Origin of the sequence: Bifidobacterium sp. N4G05 (assembly GCF_002742445.1) — a bacterium.
Lineage (GTDB): Bacteria > Actinomycetota > Actinomycetes > Actinomycetales > Bifidobacteriaceae > Bifidobacterium > Bifidobacterium hominis.
This window is the reverse complement of the sequence record NZ_NJNQ01000002.1, coordinates 331,427-352,734: the sequence shown is the minus strand read 5'-3', so window position 1 is coordinate 352,734 and position 21,308 is coordinate 331,427. Positions and strand designations below refer to the sequence as shown.

Annotated in this window: 15 protein-coding genes, 1 tRNA gene and 1 rRNA gene; 12 read left to right on the top strand and 5 right to left on the bottom strand. The window is 48.2% G+C overall.

Annotated features, from left to right (window positions below):
- Positions 1–89: 89 nt before the first annotated feature.
- The 4 genes from rrf to CE153_RS03220 all read left to right on the top strand — a co-directional run bounded on the left by rrf (position 90) and on the right by CE153_RS03220 (position 1,709).
- A 5S ribosomal RNA gene (rrf, locus tag CE153_RS03235) occupies positions 90–207 on the top strand.
- Positions 208–418: 211 nt separating this feature from the next.
- Positions 419–814: a hypothetical protein gene (locus CE153_RS08815; RefSeq protein ID WP_180753379.1), complete on the top strand. Its 396-nt coding sequence runs from the start codon at positions 419–421 to the stop codon at positions 812–814.
- Positions 815–1,027: 213 nt separating this feature from the next.
- A tRNA-Ser gene (locus CE153_RS03225) sits at positions 1,028–1,115 on the top strand.
- 231 nt (positions 1,116–1,346) lie between these two features.
- Positions 1,347–1,709, top strand: coding sequence for a hypothetical protein (locus CE153_RS03220; protein WP_099595090.1), 363 nt, complete (start codon positions 1,347–1,349; stop codon positions 1,707–1,709).
- Positions 1,710–1,827: 118 nt separating this feature from the next.
- Here the strand turns inward: CE153_RS03220 and CE153_RS03215 are convergent, their stop codons facing one another.
- Entirely contained in the window at positions 1,828–3,285 is a 1,458-nt protein-coding gene (locus CE153_RS03215) for a sialate O-acetylesterase (RefSeq protein ID WP_442861962.1), read from the bottom strand.
- Positions 3,286–3,370: 85 nt separating this feature from the next.
- On the opposite strand from CE153_RS03215, the gene CE153_RS08965 reads away from it, so the two are divergent.
- Positions 3,371–3,559 carry a hypothetical protein gene (locus CE153_RS08965; RefSeq protein WP_236824442.1) on the top strand — a complete coding sequence of 63 codons (189 nt, stop codon included), beginning with the start codon at positions 3,371–3,373 and terminating at the stop codon, positions 3,557–3,559.
- A gap of 429 nt (positions 3,560–3,988) precedes the next feature.
- On the opposite strand, the gene CE153_RS03210 is transcribed toward CE153_RS08965, so the two are convergent.
- A complete protein-coding gene (locus tag CE153_RS03210; RefSeq protein WP_099595089.1) occupies positions 3,989–4,696 on the bottom strand; it encodes a hypothetical protein in 708 nt (235 codons plus the stop codon).
- A gap of 303 nt (positions 4,697–4,999) precedes the next feature.
- Here CE153_RS03210 and CE153_RS03205 point away from each other — a divergent pair, with 303 nt between their 5' ends.
- The gene (locus CE153_RS03205) at positions 5,000–6,385 is read left to right on the top strand and encodes an ATP-binding protein (RefSeq protein WP_236824441.1); all 1,386 of its coding nucleotides are present in this window, start codon (positions 5,000–5,002) and stop codon (positions 6,383–6,385) included.
- A 232-nt stretch (positions 6,386–6,617) separates the two neighbouring features.
- A complete protein-coding gene (locus CE153_RS03200; RefSeq protein WP_099595088.1) occupies positions 6,618–9,209 on the top strand; it encodes an RICIN domain-containing protein in 2,592 nt (863 codons plus the stop codon).
- A 72-nt stretch (positions 9,210–9,281) separates the two neighbouring features.
- Here CE153_RS03200 and CE153_RS03195 read toward each other — a convergent pair whose 3' ends face one another.
- The gene (locus tag CE153_RS03195) at positions 9,282–10,229 is read right to left on the bottom strand and encodes a glycosyltransferase family 2 protein (protein ID WP_099595087.1); all 948 of its coding nucleotides are present in this window, start codon (positions 10,227–10,229) and stop codon (positions 9,282–9,284) included.
- 222 nt (positions 10,230–10,451) lie between these two features.
- Between CE153_RS03195 and CE153_RS03190 the strand changes: the two genes are divergently transcribed.
- Complete coding sequence (locus tag CE153_RS03190) at positions 10,452–12,530, top strand: hypothetical protein (protein WP_099595086.1); 2,079 nt, start codon at positions 10,452–10,454, stop codon at positions 12,528–12,530.
- Between the two features lie 49 nt (positions 12,531–12,579).
- Here CE153_RS03190 and CE153_RS03185 read toward each other — a convergent pair whose 3' ends face one another.
- Complete coding sequence (locus tag CE153_RS03185; protein WP_099595085.1) at positions 12,580–13,647, bottom strand: acyltransferase family protein; 1,068 nt, start codon at positions 13,645–13,647, stop codon at positions 12,580–12,582.
- 194 nt (positions 13,648–13,841) lie between these two features.
- Here CE153_RS03185 and CE153_RS03180 point away from each other — a divergent pair, with 194 nt between their 5' ends.
- The 4 genes from CE153_RS03180 (at position 13,842) to CE153_RS03165 (ending at position 19,201) form a co-directional block, all read left to right on the top strand.
- Entirely contained in the window at positions 13,842–14,687 is an 846-nt protein-coding gene (locus tag CE153_RS03180) for an ABC transporter permease (protein ID WP_099595106.1), read from the top strand.
- Positions 14,687–15,943 carry an ABC transporter ATP-binding protein gene (locus CE153_RS03175; protein WP_099595084.1) on the top strand — a complete coding sequence of 419 codons (1,257 nt, stop codon included), beginning with the start codon at positions 14,687–14,689 and terminating at the stop codon, positions 15,941–15,943. Before CE153_RS03180 ends, CE153_RS03175 begins: the two co-directional genes overlap by 1 nt.
- 634 nt (positions 15,944–16,577) lie before the next feature.
- Positions 16,578–18,269, top strand: a complete 1,692-nt coding sequence (locus tag CE153_RS03170) for a glycosyltransferase (protein ID WP_099595083.1) — start codon at positions 16,578–16,580, stop codon at positions 18,267–18,269.
- Positions 18,269–19,201, top strand: coding sequence for a glycosyltransferase family 2 protein (locus tag CE153_RS03165; RefSeq protein WP_085381170.1), 933 nt, complete (start codon positions 18,269–18,271; stop codon positions 19,199–19,201). The genes CE153_RS03170 and CE153_RS03165 overlap by 1 nt, the downstream gene beginning before the upstream one ends.
- A 59-nt stretch (positions 19,202–19,260) precedes the next feature.
- Here CE153_RS03165 and CE153_RS03160 read toward each other — a convergent pair whose 3' ends face one another.
- On the bottom strand, positions 19,261–21,285 hold the full coding sequence (locus CE153_RS03160; RefSeq protein ID WP_099595082.1) for a glycosyltransferase: 2,025 nt from the start codon (positions 21,283–21,285) through the stop codon (positions 19,261–19,263).
- Positions 21,286–21,308: the final 23 nt, after the last annotated feature.

Here is a 21,308-nt window from a genome sequence, read left to right as displayed (position 1 = left end):
TCCGTTGTCCGGTTCCCGGACCGCCACGATCGGAATCGTGGCTGGTTCCGTTGCCGGCCGATCCTTGTGGTTGGCCGTTGTATTGGTTTTGCGGTGGTCATGGCCCAGGTGAGACGCCCGGTCCCTTTCCGAACCCGGAAGCTAAGGCCTGGCTGCGGCGATGGTACTGCACTCGAGAGGGTGTGGGAGAGTAGCGCGCCGCCGCATTCTACTTGAGGGGGTTCCCGTCGAGCGTCACGCTCCGGGAACCCCCGTTTTTTTATCTTTCAAACGCAAGCTCAAGTTGCGTACTCTTCCTTACTGCAATCGTACTTTGTATCACCGGCTGTGTGATGGCGGCCTGCACATTGAACTTTCCTATGCGTTGATGACCGCGCGAATTCTGTAAGGCACGGGAACGGGAGTCGCACTGCCGCTGATGTTCAATATCATTCTTGAACAGTCGCCGAAACGCAAAATCGGCATGCTGATGGTTGCGCAGGCTGGGCACGGTTCGGCCGGAGACACACAATTCGTGACTGCCACCCAATCGGATGCGCACCGGGGCTTTGTGTTCCTCCCAATCGTGATGGCATGCGCCATGCTCGCCACCTACGCGCTTCCGTGTCCAAACACTAACTACATGACACGTAAACGTCCCATTTCCTCCACCCGCTGGATGAAACCGGACAGTAAGGGGGCGTATGTACGTCCAGATTCATCCACTCACTGGATGAATCTGGATGCCAGGAGGTCTGTCAACGTACCGATTCCTCCAGCGGCTGGAGGAATCCGGACTGTGAGAGGCTTGGCAGCGGGTGGATTCATCCAGTGAGTGGAAGATTTGGGACGCTGAGAGGTGAGTTGGCAGGTGAATTGTCCCAGGGGGTGGGGGATCCGGTACGCGGGAAGTCCGCATGTAGGCAGATTCCTCCAGCGGGTGGGTGATTTGAGACGTTGCGACACGCCGATTTGGGTTTTAGGAGAAACTGTTGTATTCTAGTCAAGTTGCGTTTCACGGATAGACACTGTGAGACGTTGCATAATTGGAGAATTCGCCTAGTGGTCTATGGCGCACGCTTGGAAAGCGTGTTGGTGTAACAGCCTCACGAGTTCGAATCTCGTATTCTCCGCCAGTAGGGCTTCCGGATGATTCCGGAAGCCTTTTTTATACCGAAAAACGGTGATTCCCCCAATGGTCTGTTGTGTAGATGTGCGACGAAGAAGTTGCGAAACAGTGGGGGAGTTGCGCATATCGCTGATTTCGTTCGCAGTGGCATGCCGCCTTGCATTACGCTCAGAACGGTGACCGTTACCAGTGGAGAGAGATTACCGGTGGAGATTGCCGGAAAAGAAGGAGGGCGGCGATGGTTGAATCCGACGATGAGCTAGATATTCAGCGTGAACTCGATACCCGCGATTCTCTGGCTTCGATGGCTCGTTATCATGCATCATCTCCGAGCGCCATCACTACGCAAGTGTTGCCGCCAAGCTTCATTCCCACGGCGACTGGGCGTATTCGTCCTGTGACCGGTGCGTTTCCCGCAATCCAGTCGGACGTGCAGGAAAAGCAGTCGCAGCTTGGCCGCTCCGTTCGATCCATACGTTCATTGGCTGCGGGATCGCTTCGTAAATCGCAAGATTCCACTGCGGACGGTAATAACGAAGACAACGGCAATAATGGCGTTACGCCCCGCATAGCATCCAGCGCCCCGCACTACGTCGACTGACCGTCGACATTGCTTCGACTTAAATTTGATAAAACAGGCCTGATTCCAACCTAATTACAGTCCGCTTTATCGATTAGTCATCACCGCCGGATAATGCCCCGACTATCAGTTGGCCGACCTACTCAACAATCGCAATAAATGGGCTTGCCGGCAATCCAAGATCGTTGTACAGCAGACTGGAAATAGCCGGATTTCCGCTCCACCAATAACGCACTTGAGTTACTGCATTAAGATTCGAACTTCCACCAGCGGCACTCAGCACAATCTGATCACCCTTGATTGCAGCCGCTGCCGAACCCCATTTTCCGGAAGTGTCAGCAATTTCAAAACCTTGCAATGATTCGGAAGTCGGTGTTGCAACATTAGCAATACCATCCAAAGGCGTCGCGTTCGAATTGGCTGTGTAGTCAGGTACGGTCGCGCTCGCAGTCTTCGAATAATTGGGTTTTTCCGCCTGCAAACCAGTTGCGGTGCCCTTTTGGAACGACAATACGACCGTACCGTCGGAAGCGTGCTTCGCATGTGCGATAAGAGGTCCGTTGGGAATGGTTTCGCCCTCCGACATTGCCAGATACTGCGCGGCCATGCGCGCGCCAAGAATATCCTTGCCAAGCGGATGTATCAACGTTGAAGTGCCCTTGTCCGTATCTAGCGACACTGTCATTGCAACGTTGGAAGTATTGTGCAATCCGACGTTCTTTAACGTGCTCAACTGTGCGAATCGCACGTTTTGAGTGTACTGATAGCCAGGCCAACGCGCCAACTGCACATACAGGAACGGCAGATCATCCTGGTCGAACACTGCACGATACTGGTTGATCAGCGACGTCATCTGAGATTCGTATGCCAATGCGGTCGCCTCGTTCATGGAATCATCGCACCCCTGATACCACAGCACGCCCGCCACATGGAAGCCCTCCAAAGGCGCAATATGGTTCGCGTAAATATCGCCGCCCTTCACATGGTTTCGAATCGGCGTACCGCCCCATGCGGTTTGAATAATCCCGACGGGAACATTCGGATGCGCGGCGCGAAGCTGTATGGCGAACTGCTGTGCCAAATAGCTGAAATGCTGCGAATTGTCGGTGGTTGCCTCAAGCCAGGAATCGGCCTGCTCGTTCACATCGCGTAACGGAAAATCAGTACCTTTCGAGGAATTGGCGCTCGCCACGAAATGCACGTTTTTGTCGGAAAGCTGCTTCGGCAAATCGTCGGTCGTTACCAAACCACCGCCGAAATTATAGGCATTGCCTGAACCCTCGTAGTATTGCGAATAATTCAATTCCATATTCGACTGTCCAGCAGCAACAAATACATCGCCTACATACACGTTTTTCAGAGTCAACAAAGTGGTTTCGTTGTACGAAATCGTTAATGAATATGGCTTAAGACTTGTTTTCTGCTTAGGTAAAGTGCAAGTGAAATCACCGTTTTTGGAAATTTTTGCTTGTGCTGATGATGATTTCTTTCCTTGGGAAATCGTTGTGACCAGCTGTGTTGGGTTAACGGTTTTTCCACGTTGTGAAGTCTGCGCAGTTCCTTTGACTACCAGCGTTTTTCCACGTTGGAAAACCATGTTCTCCATGTAGTAGGAGGGGAGTTGTACCGATGCGCGGGTCGCATAGTTTGCGGACGAATCGTCGCTTGTTCTGGAGCTGCTTGTGCTGGAGGGGCTGGAGTTGCCGGAACTGTTCGAGCTGCTGGCGTTACCGGCGTTGGGATTCGCTGAACCGTCGCCCCATTTCGGCCCGCAGCCAACGATGATCGCCACAAGTATCGCCATGGTTACTACGGCGGCAATAATCACGCGTGCCAGTCGTTTCCTGTTCAAAGCAGCCCCTTCCGCATGACGTGGTTAAAGCATGTCTGCATGTCGTAGCCTAGCCATTTTTGCTACGATACGCACGAATATGGTCATCCGATCGTTGTTTGCCTGTTGTATTGTCGGAGTCGTTTCTTTTGCCTGTCATTTGACTGAGGGGCGGTTTTCTTTTGGGCCGTCAACGCTTGTTGCGTTTGCGAAGTCTTGAGAATGGCGGAATTTCAGCGTTTCTTCTTTTGTCTGCCGTTTGCGTTTCTTTTGATCTTATGATCAAAAGAAACGCTGAGTGTGTGAAATAACGCGAAAGAGAGTCGGGAGAAACGTAAAGCGGCAAGGCTGATGGCCGGTTTCATTGGTCGCGTTGCGATCAACTGATTTACTGGAGGAATTAATCGTCCAGCGTCGCGTTGGCTGCGTTGGCTGCGTTGGCTGCGTCGGTTGCGTCGGTCACGTCGGATTAGTCGGCAGCGCCGTCCGTGGCTGCGACTCCGTCCGTTCCATCAGCGCCGTCACCGCCATCGGTGGCCGCGGATTCGTCACTCTTCTGCAAAGCCTGCTTGAACTGCTTGGCCTGTTTGTCGTACTCGGCTTTTGCGGCGTTGGCTTTGCTGATGGTAGCGGAAGTGTCTGCTGCGCAGCTCAGCGTTTTCGGCGCGGTAACTTCCGTCTGGTGCAGTTCGGCAAGCTTGTCGAGGTCGTAGGATTTGTCAAAACTGGTGAACGCTTCGGAGATCTTCGCCTTCAGCTGGAACGCCTTGGAGTAGGAGGCGTTCATGGCCGTAACGGCTTCCTTGCAGTCGTTCAGCGCGGCCAGACCGCGCATTTGCTGCGAGGCACGCACGCCTGTGAATCCGAAGATCGCGCCCAGAACGACGACCACGACGACTACGGTGATGATGATCTGACGGTAGATGTGCTTTACGTGCTGGTCCGTCCAAGCGTCGCCGTCGCTGATGCCTTGCGCTATGGCTGCGTCGAACAGGTCTTGCGGCTGGCGGGATTCGCTGGCAAATGTTCTGTTGGCGGTCGAGCTGTTGACTGCGATACCGCTGGCAGCGGCGTCAGTGCTGTCGGCAGAAGTGTTGGTCGTTGCGCTTCCGGCAAGTGTTCTCGGTGCGCGTGGCGAGGTGCTTTCCTCGCTTGGCTTCTTGCCATGCCGTGCCATAACCCCTCCAGAATCTGCCTACTATTCTGTACTCCCCGGTGACAGCTCCCTGTCCGATCAATGCTGACCGCGCCGAGCGTCCACCTGAAATGCCAATATACAGCGTACGATACCCGTCCTTCCCCGATTTCCCACACTCGTGTTGTAGTCGTTAATGCATTCAGGTCCTCTCCGGAGTTTTATTCGTCTGTGGTAACTTCTTAAAAATTTTTAGAAGTGTTGGTGGAAACTTCTTAAAATTTTTGAGAAGTGTTATGCTGGGATTGTTGGGTGTTTCGCAATGGACGGCGAAAGGAAGAACTTATGGTGCCGGATAATCCACATGAATCGTATGCCATGCTGGTTCGTGAGTCCATGCAGTTTGACATTCCTACGCCGTCACGCCGCATCGAAATCATACGCGAGCTGCCGCAGCCAGCAGTGTTCAATGCTGTGCACATCATCACTGGCATCCGACGTTGCGGCAAAACGTTCTATCTTTTCCAGAAAATTCATGATTTGTTACAAAACGGCGTCTCGCGTAATGATATTTTCTATTTCAACTTCGCTGACGATCGTTTGCAACCAATGCAAGACACCGTGCTCAACGATATTGTTACGGAATACTGGCGGCAATATCCTGACTCTCGTGACCATGGCTGCTATCTGTTCCTTGACGAAGTGCAAGAATGCGCCAATTGGCAGGGATTCTGCCAGCGCATAGCCGAACATGAAGCTGTGACGCTAGTCATTACTGGATCGTCTTCGAAACTGTCCAGCGAGGAAATCGCAACGAATTTCCGAGGAAGATCGCATCCGCATGCCATGATGCCACTGTCTTTCCGAGAATTCTGCGACTTTCGAGGAATCGAAACGCCTTCAAAAGGCAGTACTCTTGCCGATGCCGTGTTTTCTCCGCGAGAGATTACTAGATTTGAAGCCGCATACAACGATTATTTGACTATTGGTGGCTTCCCTGCAGTGCAACGTATGGTTGAAGCTGATCGTATTGAAACGCTCCAAGGTTACGTGCGGGACGTGGTTGCGCGTGACGTTGCCGAGCGTCTTGGTCGTGAAAACATTACTCTCGCCACGCAGATAGCGCTGTTTTTGCTGCGCAATACGGCCTGCGAGCTGTCTACCAATGGTCTTGTGGAAACGTTGCGAGCGGTCGGCTGGAAAATCTATTGGGACAAGGCGAATACGTTACTCGATCTGTTCAGGCAGGCATTCCTTGTCTACCAGCTCGAAGAATACTCCACCATGCTCAAACCGGGCAGTACCGCAGTGCCGAAAATGTATGCTGTCGATCAGGGTATGGTTCACGCGGTGTCACGCGCCAACCAGCAAGATATCGGAAAACGACTGGAAACTGCGATTTTCTGCGAACTGCAGCGACGGACTTTCGGCAGGCGTACGGAAACAATCACTTCGTACACTATGCCGACGTCCAAACAGGAGAAAGTTGACTTTCTTATCGGCGATGCTCTTGCTGCGGAACCGTATGGGCTTATTCAAGTGTGTGCCAATATGGGAAATGAGAAAACCAGGGCGCGAGAAATCGGCTCTCTGCAAGCGGTTATGCAACGTACCAACGTTGATTCTGGCCTGATTCTCACGCTTAACGAGGAAGAAACCATTGAACTTCCCGATTCCACTGGCACAATCCACGTACTCCCCTCCTGGAAATGGTCCCTCTACGAAGCGTGATGGGAAGGTCAGCGAGAATGCTGGAAAGGAGATATGGAAATGGATGATGTCATGTCGGATGTCTCTAACGAGCTAGTCGATTCTTATCAGTGTGTAATGCGTGAGATGTGGGGACCGGGATGATTTTGGAGTTGGGGATGGACGGGGTTGTGGGTTGCAGTTAGAGTTGGCGATTAGGGCGTTTGCGCCGAATTATTTGGGGTTGATGACTTTATTCAAGAGAGGCTGACGAATGGTTTCGCCACATCATGTTGTGAAGATTGCGACTGCGCTGTCTGCGGTTGCGTTGACGGCTTCCGTTGCGGTTGCGCCGGCTTACGCATTGCAGGATATTGCGATTGAGGATGCTGTTGCACAGAGAGGTGCCGTTACTGCAGATAATGGCGTTGTTATGCAGTCGGATGATCAGACGGGCGACCAGCAGTCGGCGACCAGCATGCCTGACAATCCGAATGCGAAACTTCCAGGCACCGTCAGTGACGAGATTTCCGACGATGCAACTGTAGTTTCGGAAGACCTGGCCGTTACCCCCGAAGGTGAGGTCAAGAATATTGAAACCGGCGAAACCGTAACCGATGCGACGCTGATCGGTACGCAGGATCAGCAGCCTGACCCGCTCGCCAAAACTAACGGCGAATCCTTCATTCCGGTAAGTGCGGAAGATGTCAAAAATGCTGTAGCCGACGTGAACGTACAGCTCTCCAAATTCGAAAGCAATGAATACGGCGCGCACTGGGGCACCTACAACAATTCGAAAGCCTTCTTTGATTACCAGAACAACCTGTTCGTGCAGCAAGCCAAAGGCGTGATCGACGTTTCCGGATGGCAAGGCGACATCGACTGGGCCAAAGCGAAAGCCGACGGCGTGGAAGGCGTGATCATCCGCCTCGGCTACGGCGAAGGCAACAATGCCGACAAGAAAGCGCAACGCAACATTTCCGAATGCAAGCGGCTTGGCATCCCCTTCGGCGTCTACTGGTATTCCTACGCGGACACGCCGGCGCTCGCCAAAGAAGAAGGTGCCGACGTGGTCACCAAACTCAAGCAATTCGGTGTGAATCCGAGCGACTTGGCGTACCCCGTGTACTACGACCTGGAAAAGTGGACGTGGGAGGGGCATCAGCCGCCCACCGATCCGAACGTGTACAACAATATCGTCAACAACTGGTACAGCGCGCTGCAGTCCGCCGGATACAAGAATCTGGGCGTCTACTCGTACACCAGCTACCTGCAAGGACCGCTGAAGCATGCTGATATTTACGCCAAAACCACGTGGGTGGCGCAGTATGGCGCTCGCATGGGATTCGACTCGTTCCCGACCAATAGTCGCGGATGGCAATACACCAGCTCCGGCAAAGTGAATGGCATCAGCGGCAATGTGGATATGAATGCGTTTGGGAATAAGGCGTATGTGAATGGCGGGAGTAGCAATGATTTACAAGCGGCCATTGATGTACGCAAAATGACGGCAGTTACCATTCCGAATGGCAATTATTACATCAATGTTCGTTCCAAAGTTGCGTCCAGTGTTGATATTCCTGGTGGAAGTGCTGCAGATTCCACCGCCATTCAGTTGTATTCCGGTAACGGTTCCAAGGCTCAGCAGTTCACTTTTACTAGGCAGTCTGATGGGAGCTACGAGATCGTCAATGTGAATTCCGGCAAGGCTTTAGACGTGTGTAATGGTGTTGCTGAGAATAACGCTATAGTGCAACAGTATTCTCGAAATAATTCTCAAGCTCAACGATGGTTTATTCGTGATTCTGGAGCGGGATATTATTTGCAATCCGCTCTCGGTAATTGGGTTCTGGATTTGAGCAGTGGAAATACTGCGAATGGTGCTGCGATTCGGCTGTATACGCCAAATGGCACTGCTTCACAGCTGTTTGTTGTTTCGTCAAGCGATGTCAATATAGCTACTGGAGTGTCGATGATTATCACTTCGGTTACGAATAAAAAACTTGTCACGGATGTGACGGGTGCATCGACGGCGAACGGGGCACGAGTTCAGCTTTATTCAAGTAATAATACGAACGCCCAGAAATATCGATTTGAATCAATTGGCAATGGAACTTATAAGATTGTCAATATTAATTCCGGCAAGATGCTGGATGTGGCTGGCGGATCCACTGTTAATGGAGCGGCATTGCAGCAATATACGAGTAATAACACTGTTGCTCAGCAGTGGACGGTGCGGAATTACGGCAGTGGCAAGATTGCGTTGGTGTCGGTGAACGCCAACAAAGCTGTCGATATTCCAGGTGGCAATGCTGTGCAGCAGGCTCAGTTGCAGCTTTATTCGCCGAATGGCACCACTGCCCAGCAGTGGTTGGTAGCAAGGGCGCCGTTGACATTGCGCGAACGTTTGAACGAAACCGCAGCCAAGCATAGCCAAGATCTGCCAGATGGTACCTACATTTTTGGATCGAAGCTTAATACGTCTATGAAGATGGATGTAAGCGGCGCTTCCCGTTCAAATTATGGAAACGTGCAGATCTGGGCGGGTAATGGAACCAATGCGCAGAAGTGGAAAGTGACGCATGATTCCAACGGGTATGTGACGTTAACCAGCGTGAACTCCGGCAAAGTGTTGGATGTGAATGGCGGCGTATCTGCCAGCGGAACCAACGTGCAACAGTACGATTCCAATGGAACATACGCTCAGAAGTGGATAGCTGTCAAAAACTCCGATGGCTCATACACTTTCCAGTCGGCGCTCGCGGAAAACAAAGTCCTTGATGTTTCGGGTGCTTCTACCTCGAATGGTGCCAATGTGCAGCTATATGCCGCAAATGGCACGAATGCCCAAAAGTGGGTGAAATAGCAGACGGATTAACCAATAAAATATGGCTGAGGACAAGTATCTTTTTGCTCTCAGCCATATTTGGAATCTGTGCTATTTCTGGTGCCGCATCATGGCGAATTGATTGGCGTCAATGATGAATGCTTTGCGGTCGTTCTTGGCCATGACATCGAGGATGATGCCGGTGATGAACAATAGCAGTCCGGCAATGACGAGCATGACCGCGCCGATAAGCGTGGGGAATCGCGCTACCATGCCGGTATGCCAGAAGTCCACGGTCACGCTGCCGCATAGCACGATGCCGATGATGCCGAGGATGGCGCCAAGTCCGCCGAAAAACGGCAGCGGCTTGTATTCGCGAATCATGCGGAAGATGGTGCTCATCACCTTGATGCCGTCGCCCACGGTGTTGAGTTTGCTGACGGAGCCTTCTGGGCGATCGCGGTATTGGATCGGCATCTCGTAGAGGCGCAGGTTGTTGTTCAGCGAGTGGATGGTCATCTCGGTCTCAACCTCGAAGCCGCGCGACAACACGGGGTAGGTTTTGACGAAGGTGAACGAGAAGGCACGGTAGCCGGTCATGATGTCGGTGACGTTGGCGTGGAACAGGCCGTTGATCGAACCGCGCACCAGACGGTTACCGAAGTTGTGGAACGGGCGCTTGTTCTCTTGGAAGTAGGTGGAGCTCAAGCGGTCGCCGATTACCATGTCGTAGCCTTCGAGCACCTTATCCACCATGACGGGCGCCGCGTCTGCCGGATAGGTGTCATCGCCATCCGACATGACGTACACGTCGGCGTCGATGTCTTCGAACATGGCGCGAATCACGTTGCCTTTGCCCTGGCGTGGTTCCTTGCGGACGATTGCGCCCTCGCGGGCCGCGATTTCCGCCGTGCGGTCGGTGGAGTTGTTGTCATACACGTAAATGTCGGCGCTCGGCAATGCTGTCTTGAAATCACGCACTACCTTGCCGATGGTGACTTCCTCGTTATAGCAAGGCAGCAGTACGGCAACGGAGGGGCTTGTATTCTTCTCGAGCATGTAGAACACTATAGCCTTTGCTGTGGTCGGAGCGAGGCGTCCTGCGGATTCAATTATGATTGCTGTCTTCTTGGCAAAGGTTATGAGAGAATGGCGTGAGGCGTGATATAAGCTAGGATGATAAATTGCGCGGATACGACAGGGGCGTTCTGTGAAGAACAAGATCTTTGCGTTCGAATTCGTTGGTTTGTGTCTGGTGAATGAGTTTAATAAGGAGTAAGTGTGGATTGTAAAAGGCAAGTCAGATTAAAGTTTTTTATTCCGTTAGCGGTGGTTTTTCTCCTTGAAACTTTTCTCTTCAATTTCGCTTTTTGGGAGGCTCTGACATTTCCTGAGCAGCAGCAGATTTCGGTATCCTCTCTGAACAATATTGTAAGAGAGGGAAATGAGTATAGGGTTACTGGTTCCGACACTCCGTACATTGAGTATGCTGTAGATGGGCCTACAGAGATAGACAATTTGGATATTGATCTGGTCGCTAGTGATTCCGATGCCGTAGTTGGCGGGACGTATAGTTTGAGTCCATATGTGCTTGACGAAGGTAATACTAACGAGTATATATCTCTTGGCACGGCACATGTTTCCGAGAACTTAACTGAATCGCATTATATCCGGATTCATCCTGCGGGAAAAGTTACGGGTCTTAGACTAAAGCTGAATATGCAAGAAGGCGACAAGATTGTTATTGACTCTGTTTCCATAAATGCTCAGAGACCTTTTTCGTTCTCTTTTTTGAGGTTCCTCATAATGCTGCTTGTCTCCTATTTGGTGTTCTGCTTTTGGACATCTCGTGACATGTATCAGTGGAATCTAGATTTGAAAGTACGGCGGCAGAAAATTCTTTTATCCATCTTTGTCTTCATACAAATCATGGTTTTACTTGCTGTGACACAGCTTATTCATCCCGCTCAGTATTTTGATTCAACTCGTGAATTAAACGGCGGAGCTTTTATAGGCGATGAGAATCAGTATAATTACTTAGCTAATGCCATCATAAATGGCCATACTTATTTGGATCTCCCTGTTCCGGAATGGATGCAGAAGATGACAAATCCTTATGATGCATCTGCGAGAGCGCAATTATCTTTCAAAACCGGCGAGCCTACGTACTGGGATTATGCTTTTTATAATGGAAAATATTATTGCTATTTTGGAGCATTGCCTGCATTGTCGCTCTTCGTCCCCTTTAAACTCATAACTGGACATGATTTGAGGACTGATTATGCTGTCGCTTTGATGACAGTATTTTTTGTGCTTGCGGCGGTATTCTTTTTGTACTCATTCATGAAAAAATACATCAAGCCATCCTTCGGGCTATTCCTAGTGTCCTTGCTCTTGCTCGTGACTGGAAGCGGTGTCCTGACACAAGCGTTTTATCCGATGATCTATTCTTTACCAATCCTTTTTTCTTTGGTTTTAACTTTAACAGGACTTGGCTTATGGATTAATGCAAGAAAAGATACTGGTGAGCTGTCTAAGCTACATCTTTTGATTGGTGCGATTTGTATAGCATTAAATCTTGGATGTAGACCTCAATTTGTTCTGGTGGTCTTCGTCGCTTTTCCGATATTCTGGTCTGAAATCAGAGAGAGGTTTTTCTTCTCTGTGAGAGGTATTTGGAACACGCTTGCCGTTATAGTGCCTTTTCTTCTTGTGGGTGGGGTAACTATGGCGTATAATTATGTCCGGTTTGATTCTTTCTTTGATTTTGGCGCTACGTATAATCTAACTGGTTTTGATATGGTTCATCGATCCTATGCCTTGTCGAGGATTCCATGGGGATTGTGGATGTATCTTTTTCAGCCAATTAACATAAGCCCAAATTATCCATTTATGAAACAGTTAGATGTGCCGTCTGGCTTCATGGGGCAAACCATCATGGAACCTAACTTTGGTGGTTTTTTTGCCTTTGTTCCGGCAGCCTTGTTTGCATTTTTGCTTTGCACAGTAAGAAAAGAGGCTAAAGCAAGTGGTATTTGGGGAATTAACCTCTTTTTCGTTGGCTTTGCTGCTGTTCTTTTGGTGGTTGATACTGAGATTGTCGGTATCTCGACAAGATATTACAGTGAATTCGGCTGGTTGTTGATAATTGGTGCGATATCCACAGTGACTCTTTACGTAAAGAAGTATTCGAGCGAAAGGATTTCGAATCTCTGCCTCAACGTATTTGTCCTACTGACGTTAGTGGGTGTATTCTTGAGCTATCTGAATCTCCTATCAGATGGGAGATATGGATATTTAAGCGGCTCCAATGATGCTCTATATCGTGTGATTGAATCTTGGTTCAGTTTTCTAAGCTGATTTTTAGGAGAGATTTTTAGGAGAGGTGAGCAACCACCTCTCCTAAAAATCATTTCATAAAGTATGAGAGTATCTTGTCCGTGAGGGGATGAACGAATAGAGTATCTATTATTTTTGCAATGCAGCTCAGAACTGAGAACGCGATGATGACGATGAAGAATGCTGAGACAATTCTGAGTAGCAAACTGTCGGGCGCATAGCAAAATTTAGACACATATTCCCACAAGATCCTGAATCCGAAGATGTTCTCATGAAGAAGATAGATTCCAAACGTCGTGGAAGAAATTCCTACTATCGTTTTACTGATAAGTTCTGGGATTTTGTCGAAATTAATGCGTGAGATGATGATGAAGACGAATGCTCCTATCGCTATTGGGAATAGTGCTATTCCGTTGTGAATTTGGTTTGTCCAGCCGAGTGCACTGCTAATGGGTGATGATGACGATGCGAAATAATTAAATAGCAGCATTAACAGTGTCATGAAGACGATGCCTGCAAGCATGGGGGCTGTGCGCATTCGTTTCGAAATCTCTGTATTGTTCTTTTTGATAAAAGCGCCAATCAGATAACCGAAAATGGCATATGTCAAATTGTTCCAGTTGGAAACTCGTCCAAAGATGAGGATCTGGATGCTTAAAAAAGAAAAAAGAATGAGCAGACTTAGATTAGCGCGCTTGGAAAGTGATTGACATAAGGAATTGATGAACGGCGCACATAGAAGCATGAGTATGTATGCGCTGATGAACCAGTAGCTCCCATAGAAGAATGGGAAAAAGCTAGCGGCTATAGTTCGGAATAGCTCGCTCCCTTGCATTAGCGGTTGTATGACTGTCGGGTATTTATAGAATACCCCAATGATTAAAAGTGTTATAAAAAACCCGCTTGAGTAACAAAACATCTGAAACCATGTTTTGAAAATGCGTCTTCTTTTAAAAGTCTTATCTACCAGGAAATAGCCAGAGATTATAAAGAAGATAGATACGCCAACTTGTCCATATTGCACAATCAAGAACTTGAGAGCGTTCGTCCATCCTGGTTCCTGGATGAGCATTAAATCATAATGATGTGTATTCCAGTTGAAATGAATGATGAAATGACATGCGACAATCAGCAGCATGGCGATTATCCGAAGAAGCTCAATTGATACATTTCTCTTATTGGATGATGTGTTCACTTTTTATCAGGTCCTGTGTCTTGTGTGGTGTATTTATCGTAGCAAGACAAGCGGATGGTTGGTTGTGTGCTGAGGATTTTGCGAAGAAAACGGTAGGGGCATTATCTTGGGGTCGTAAGTCGATAGACTTGTCAGTCGTGAATACATTTGTGAAGAGGATTCAAGAGCGCTACCACTATTCGCTGGTAGTGTTGAAAGAGCTTGTCAAGACGGATTTTAAGCTCCGCTATCAGGGGTCGTTTCTTGGAGTTGCATGGTCCGTTCTGCGTCCATTGATGCTTTTTTGCGTGATGTACGTAGTGTTTGCGAAGTTCTTACGCATGTCGGACGGAACACCGACGTATCCAGTTGTTCTGCTACTTGGAATTAGTACGTGGCAGTTTTTCGGAGAAGCCACAGCGACTGGTTTGAGAGCGGTTGTGGATCGTGGTGACTTGCTTCGGAAGATACATTTCCCGAACTATATCGTGGTTGTCTCTGCCACTATTGGTGCATTGATCAGTTTGGGTATCAATCTTTTAGTGGTTGTGATTTTTGCTATCTTCTCCAAGATCCAGTTCACTTGGAGAGTTTTGCTGCTGCCCTTAAATTTCATTGAATTGTATGTGTTGGCACTGGGCGCAGCTCTACTGATGGCAACGATGTACGTCTATTTCCGTGATATCGCTCACCTATGGGAAGTTCTGCAGCAGGTACTGTTCTATTCGATTCCGGTTATTTATCCGCTTTCCATGGTGATGGATAACGATTCTTTGGGCAAATGGGGCTTGATTATTGCGAAAATACAGCTCCTCAATCCGATTGCGCAGACGATTCAAGATATTCGGCACAATCTGATTGCCCCAGAAACGCAACCTACCGTGTGGACACTCGTAGGGAATCCTTTGATTGCGATCATTCCTGTTATTCTCGCGTTCCTGTTGCTTGCGCTGGGCGTGCATGTGTTCCGGAAGCATAATCGTAAATTCGCGGAGGTCATGTGATGCTTAATACACAGTCTCAATCTGCTTCCATCAAGGAAGTGGATCGTCCGGTTGTCCTTTCAGTTGAGCATGTTGGCAAATACTTCAAACTTCCAACAGAGCAAGCGAGCGGTTTGAAGCAGGCCTTCATTAATTGGACTAAAGGCATCAAAGGCTACAAAGAACAGCATGTGCTTCGAGACATCAATTTTGAAGTCCACCAAGGTGACTTCTTTGGAATTGTAGGCCGTAACGGCAGTGGCAAGTCAACGTTGTTGAAACTGATTTCCGGCATATATGTTCCAGATTCCGGAAGGATTGAGGTAAAAGGTAAGCTCGTTCCTTTCATCGAGCTTGGGGTCGGCTTTAATCCTGAGTTGACCGGTCGAGAGAATGTTTTCCTCAACGGAGCTTTGCTTGGTTTTACCCGTGAAGAAATCGAGGACATGTACGACGACATCGTCGAGTTTGCTGAGCTTGAAGAGTTCATGGATCAGAAGCTAAAGAACTATTCATCTGGTATGCAAGTTCGTTTAGCGTTTTCTGTTGCTATCCAAGCTAAGGGCGACATTCTGGTTCTGGATGAGGTTCTTGCTGTCGGTGATGAAGCATTCCAGCGTAAGTGTGATAACTATTTCGCGAAGGTGAAAAAAGATCCGACAAAGACCGTTATTTTAGTGACGCATGATATGGGCGCAGTGAAAAAGTACTGCAATAAGGCGGTTCTTATTAAAGATGGCGAAGTCATTGTTAACGGGAATAAAGATGATGTTGCTAACCGCTATACCTTGGAAAATATGCGTGCTGATAAACGTGACACGGATAATGACAAAGCGGATGAATATCCAACAGGTTTGAACGCCAGAGTCCCAATGTTGCGGATTAATGCGCTTAGTAAGCAGATTCTGACATGCGATGATACGTTCCAGTTTGAAGTGGAATACCAGTATGACGAGCCAAACTCGTATTATCTTGCAATTGCTATGCACGACATAAAGCGTGGCGGAGTCACTTACGATACTGGAGCCAATGTGATTAAGCTGAACCAGCATGGTCATTGCAAGGTGAAGTTTGAAGTGCCGTTGAAACTATTTAACAATGGGGAATTCAAGCTTGTTGTGTCGCTACGCACCCAGAATGCAGAGAATCCAAACCTTACCGACATGGTTGCGTTCACGAATGATGACAACTGCTGTATCTTTGCGGTTCGTGATGAGCATACTCGTGATTATGCATTACTGAATGATAATGCGTTGCAGATCAAACAAATTAGATGAGCTGATAGGGACGTGATCGAATGTATGTTCGATAACGTCCCTATTTTTATTTGTCGAGATAGCGATGCATGGAGTTCTATACTGCTTCAGAGTTCAAATAATCGTTGGCAACGTGCTCATGGGAGTTATTATTTTTTTGGAATTCTAAAATAGTTTCCGTAGTAACGGGTAAGATAGGTATTCCATGCGGGATGCGCCATCATAGAGAAATCTCGGTATCTCATATTTTGCGTTGGAACTCAATCGCCGATGGGGTAGAGGCCGGTAGAATGTGACTCATCTATATTTTCAATACTACGAGTCATTCCTGTGGCTTCCTCAAAGGATAAAACATAGCTGATAGCATCTTTAAACAAGATTATATGCTCAAGATAAAGTTCTTCTATTGTAAGAGGATGCGTTGCGGGAAGGTAAGGAGTGTTTCCCGTTCTGTGCCTTGAAATCTTTCTCGAGTATTTTTAACGAAAGATGCACGTTTGACTGAAGTTCGATTCCATGCACATTCTGGGGCGGACGTTATCCTTTGGAATCTGAGGCACGCGGCTTTTTTGATGTAGTTATAGTAACCGGACATTATGTGTGAGAATAAAAAAGATGGCATCAGTGGAGATGAAAGTGGGTTACGCTGTTACTTATGCGACATTTTTTCCAGGTTGATGAGAAGGACGCTGCGCAGATAGAAAATCTTAGCAAGCGTATGCAAAGGCTGGTTTATGGTGCGGTGGATTATAATTCACTGATCCAACCGGGGAGAACTCTGACATATAAGCTGTATATGGGCGAAAAATGGCAGTATCCGCGTTTAACGGATACCTCTACTCTTAGTGGGGACATTACCGAACAAATGGGGCTTGTTCCGTTTATGGTTTTTAAGGCTACTTCTGTCAGCAGAAATCAAACTGATTTCTCTCCCCACTATTTTGCAGGTGATGACCAGATTCTTGATCATAATGTCCGTCATATCTTGTTGACGCCGGATGAGGCAACAGATAAAGATGTCGAGCTGAATCACCCGATTGACAGTAAAGCTGTCAAGCTCTATAACGCACTAGAGGCATCCGTTCCTGCCGCATTCGATGTATTTCGCGACATGAAGAGGGCGCTACGTGAAAATATCGGGAAAAAGCCGATTCCGCAGATCATGGCTAGAAGTGCGGACAACGTCAACAACGCTGGTGAAGTCCAACATCCATGGGTTGAAATTACGCCGGGGAAGGCCCCTAAGGGGAGCCCGCGAGCTGTGATTGTTGCTATGCATTGGTTCCAGGCTGGAGGAGCTGAACGTTGGGCGTTGGAAACAGTGAAACTTGTCCGTGCTGCGGGATTTATCCCGATTGTCATTACTGATCGTGATGGGCATCAGCCATGGATTGCTAATCCAGCGTTTGATGACGCTATCCTATTGCCTATGACCATGCCGGTACAAGAGCGTCCGGGGGATTCTCCAGTATTGCGTGCTTTGTTTGAACAGTTTGATATTGCTGGTATTTTGATTCACCACTGCCAGTGGATGTATGACAACGCGTGGTGGGTTAAGACGCATTTCCCTCAGACTAGAATCGTCGATTCATTGCATATTGTGGAGTATTACTTCCACGGTGGGTTCCCTAAGGAATCCGTAGCTCATGATGAGTGGATTGACCTGCACCATGTCATTTCCCCCCAACTCGAACATTGGTTAATCAACGATCATCAGATTGCTCCAGAGAAAGTCGTAGATGCTCCTTTGGTTGGCCTGACTGCTGATGCTAAGACTCCAAGTTTTAAAGAGCGAGATAAGACGAAGCCTTTTACTGTGGCTTACATTGGTCGCATGGTTCGTCAGAAACGACCTGAGGCGTTCATTCTTGCGGCTAAAGCTGTGAATGCGGCTTATCCTGGAAAAGTTCGTTTCATCATGCAAGGAAATGGAGATATGGATGCTTTTTCCGACATGATGATCAAACGATATGGGTTGGAAGAAGTCATAGAGCGCCGAGCGTTGGATGCTCCTGTCGCTCAGACATATCGGGATGCGGATGCGTTACTCATCTCGTCAATTAACGAAGGCATCACCTTGACGAGTATTGAAGCCATTAGTGCTGGAGTGCCCGTTCTCTCAGCTAATGTTGGTTCTCAAGGAACATTAATTCCTCCAAGGGGTTTGTGCCGTCGTATGACTTCAAACTTTGTACATGACGCAAAATCCGCACTGTCTCATATTTTGAATAATGAAGAAGATCGCAGGAAGCTTTGGGAGAGTGAACTTACTCGTCTTCAGAAGTTCTCTGAGCTTGAATCTGCTGAGGCATATTTCAAGAAGATGTTGAAGGAGTGGCACGACTGATGTCAACAGACGTGAGAAAAGTAGCGGCCGTTGTCGTAACATATAACCGTCTTGAGAAGTTGAAAAAAGTTTTGGCTTCGCTTGAATCGCAGACGAGACTTCCGCAGATGTTGGTCATTGTTAACAATGCTGCAACGGATGGAACTGCGGAATATTTGCAGGAGTATGCTCAGCGATTCGCCTTGTCAGATTCCATGCAGTTGGATATTGTCACGCTTGAGAAAAATGAGGGTGGTGCAGGAGGCTTTTCTGCTGGCATGCGTCGCTCCTATGAGCTGGGCGCTGATTACGCTTGGATTTTTGATGATGACGGTTATCCGGAACCTGATGCTCTAGATAAGTTGGTGCTCGGGTACGATAGCGCAGTAGCGGAGCTGGGGCCTGACGTACCTTTTGCCTGTTCCATGGTGAAGTTTATTGACGGAACTATCTCGGAAATGAATAATCCGATTCCGACATGGGATTGGGGAAGGTTGAAAGCTAAAGGACTTGACATTGTCATGGTTTCCCGATGCTCCTTCGTTTCTGTCTTAATCCCACGTTGGGTGATGGAAGCTTTTGGCTTGCCGTATAAGGAATACTTCATTTGGTTCGATGATGCTGAGTACACGCTTCGTATAACGAAGTCTTGCCCTGGCGTGCAGGTACTTGACAGTGTCGTTCTCCATGATATGGGTGTTAACCGGGGAGTTAACTTCTCCATGATTGATGAGAAAAACGCTTGGAAGTTCTCTTACGGAGTTCGTAATGAGGCTTCCTATCACTTGCATCATGAAGGTTTTTATCAGTATTTGCGTTTTTGCGCGCTGGTCTGGAACGGTATGCGACATGGAAATGTTGCAAAGCCGTTGAGAAAAAAGATGTACAAAAAGATGATTGAAGCGTGGAAGTTCAATCCGAGAGTTGATTATCCACAAGTAGCTGCAAAGTAAAAACAGCGAGTGGCGGTACACGTCGAGAACCGACTCTGATGTACCGCCACTCACTGCTTTTATTTACTTGATTGATTGAAAATTCGTTGCCAAGTATTTATGCTGCAGAAATCGCTCTCTCGATAAAGGCGAGAAAGCTTGTTCCACTGCTTCAAGATATTGGCCGCTAGATGTACGCAGCGGAAAAGCTCCTTGCGGTACAACTTGCTGTCTCGCTTGAACCAGGTCGCTCCGTTTCCGTCAGCAGTAGTTACAAGTGCCGACGATACTTTGTTAAAAGCCGGCCAGATTACATCCTTGGACATGATGGACACTTGAGGGTGAGTGTCTTTTATTCCGCTCGATTGAGAAAAGAATGCAGAAATAACGGATTTGAGCCCTATCTTCGTGACGGTTTTGGGATCCGACGGAATGAATGTCGGTTCATAGTCTGCAAGTGCCGCTGGAAAATCGTCGAGATTATGCAGAACAAGACTATCTGTGAAACCTTCTCTTGCTTTACGAACTTCTGCTAGTTTCTGCGGGAGGCATCTGACGATGTATTCCGGCCCCTCGGTCAAATCGCGGAGTGCCATATGGTTTAACTTCATGGCAGAATAAAGAAGCTTTGTTCCTAGATGAGCATCTTCATAAAGCATTCGGAAAGCAAACTTTTTGCTTGGTACGGGGAAATGCATAAGAGTGCAGAGCCAACGATTCCTTTGAGCGAAATACTCCTCCCAAGTTCTGGAAATATCCTTATCATGCCATGCTTGGTGCCACACGGCGACACCGGGAAGACATATAGTCGGAATGTTGTTTTCTTTGGCACGCAAGCCGAATTCCACATCGTCATATTTAATGAAAACCGGCATGGAAAGACCAATTTTCTTCAAGACCTCCGTGGGGATGAGGCATAGCCACCAGCCGTTGAAGTCAGGATTGATCCTCTTATGCAGTTCAGGAGTATCCCTTAGCGGGTTTACAGCAAAATCATGATTGTAATGTGTGCCGGTGGCTGGTGCTGGCATTGCAGAGCTTGCGTCAAAGCGCTCGCCGGAAGAGTACAGTACAGTTCTATTGTCCAGATGCAGCATTCCACCACCAACGAGAACTGGTCTGGTAGCGTAATCGGAAAACTGAAGGGCTCTTAATATGGCTTCAGGTTCGGTGATTGCGTCATCATCAAGAAGTAAAACGTATGCACTTTTCTGGGCCTTGACTGTTTCATACATCCCTCGTGAGAAACCGCCAGATCCGCCTAAATTGTCTTGCAGGATATATGTTAGCTGTTGCCCTAGGAGTTCTCTCGTTTGCTGAAAATCGGGTTGATCTTGTACTCGATCTGTTCCTTGATCGACGCAATAAATTGTATCTAAATGATCTCGTAAGTTTTTTTCGGCGGCAATGGTTTGAAGTTGATTCAAACAGTATGACGGTCTATTGAATGTGGTGATCGCAATTGAAAGAGACGAGTTGTGAGGGGCGCGCCTTTCTTGGGTGGGGACCTGCCATTGGGCGTCGGTAACGGTCAAAGAGTCATTCGAAGCGGATTCCATATCAGTCCAAATGAATCCGCCATCCATGAAGCCAGATAAGCTAATGTCGGCTTCAACGAATTCATCTTCTTGTGTCACAGGAATTGTGGTAACAGGAGAGGGGATTCCTCGGGCTGATGATTTCATGACGACGATACGTCCGACGCCGCCAACTTTCGCAATAAAACGTACGTTGGTAACTTTGGTCCAGCGTTGCCAGTAACTTGCCGGAAATGCGTTGAAGAAAGTGCACAATGAGACGTGCTGACCTGCTGCCAACTCAATTGAAGTTCGAGACTTAATTAAAACTGATCCCGCGGGAAGCTCTGTTTTACTTGCTTCTTGTGCTGAAAAGATCCCATTCCTGAGAGTCCCCGAGAGCTGTCGTTTACTTAAACTTGAGAAGGTGACTTTTTCCAGAGATTCTCGGGCATCAAATAGAGCTGGATCTGGGTGCGACGGTGTCCAATTGACAACGTAGAGAGGAAGCGTGCTTTCCGCGTCTGTAGTAGGGAAAACAATTCTATTAACTGCTTCCCATTCTTGGTTTTCTTCTAGTGCAGACATAACACCAGTATACGTTCTTGTTT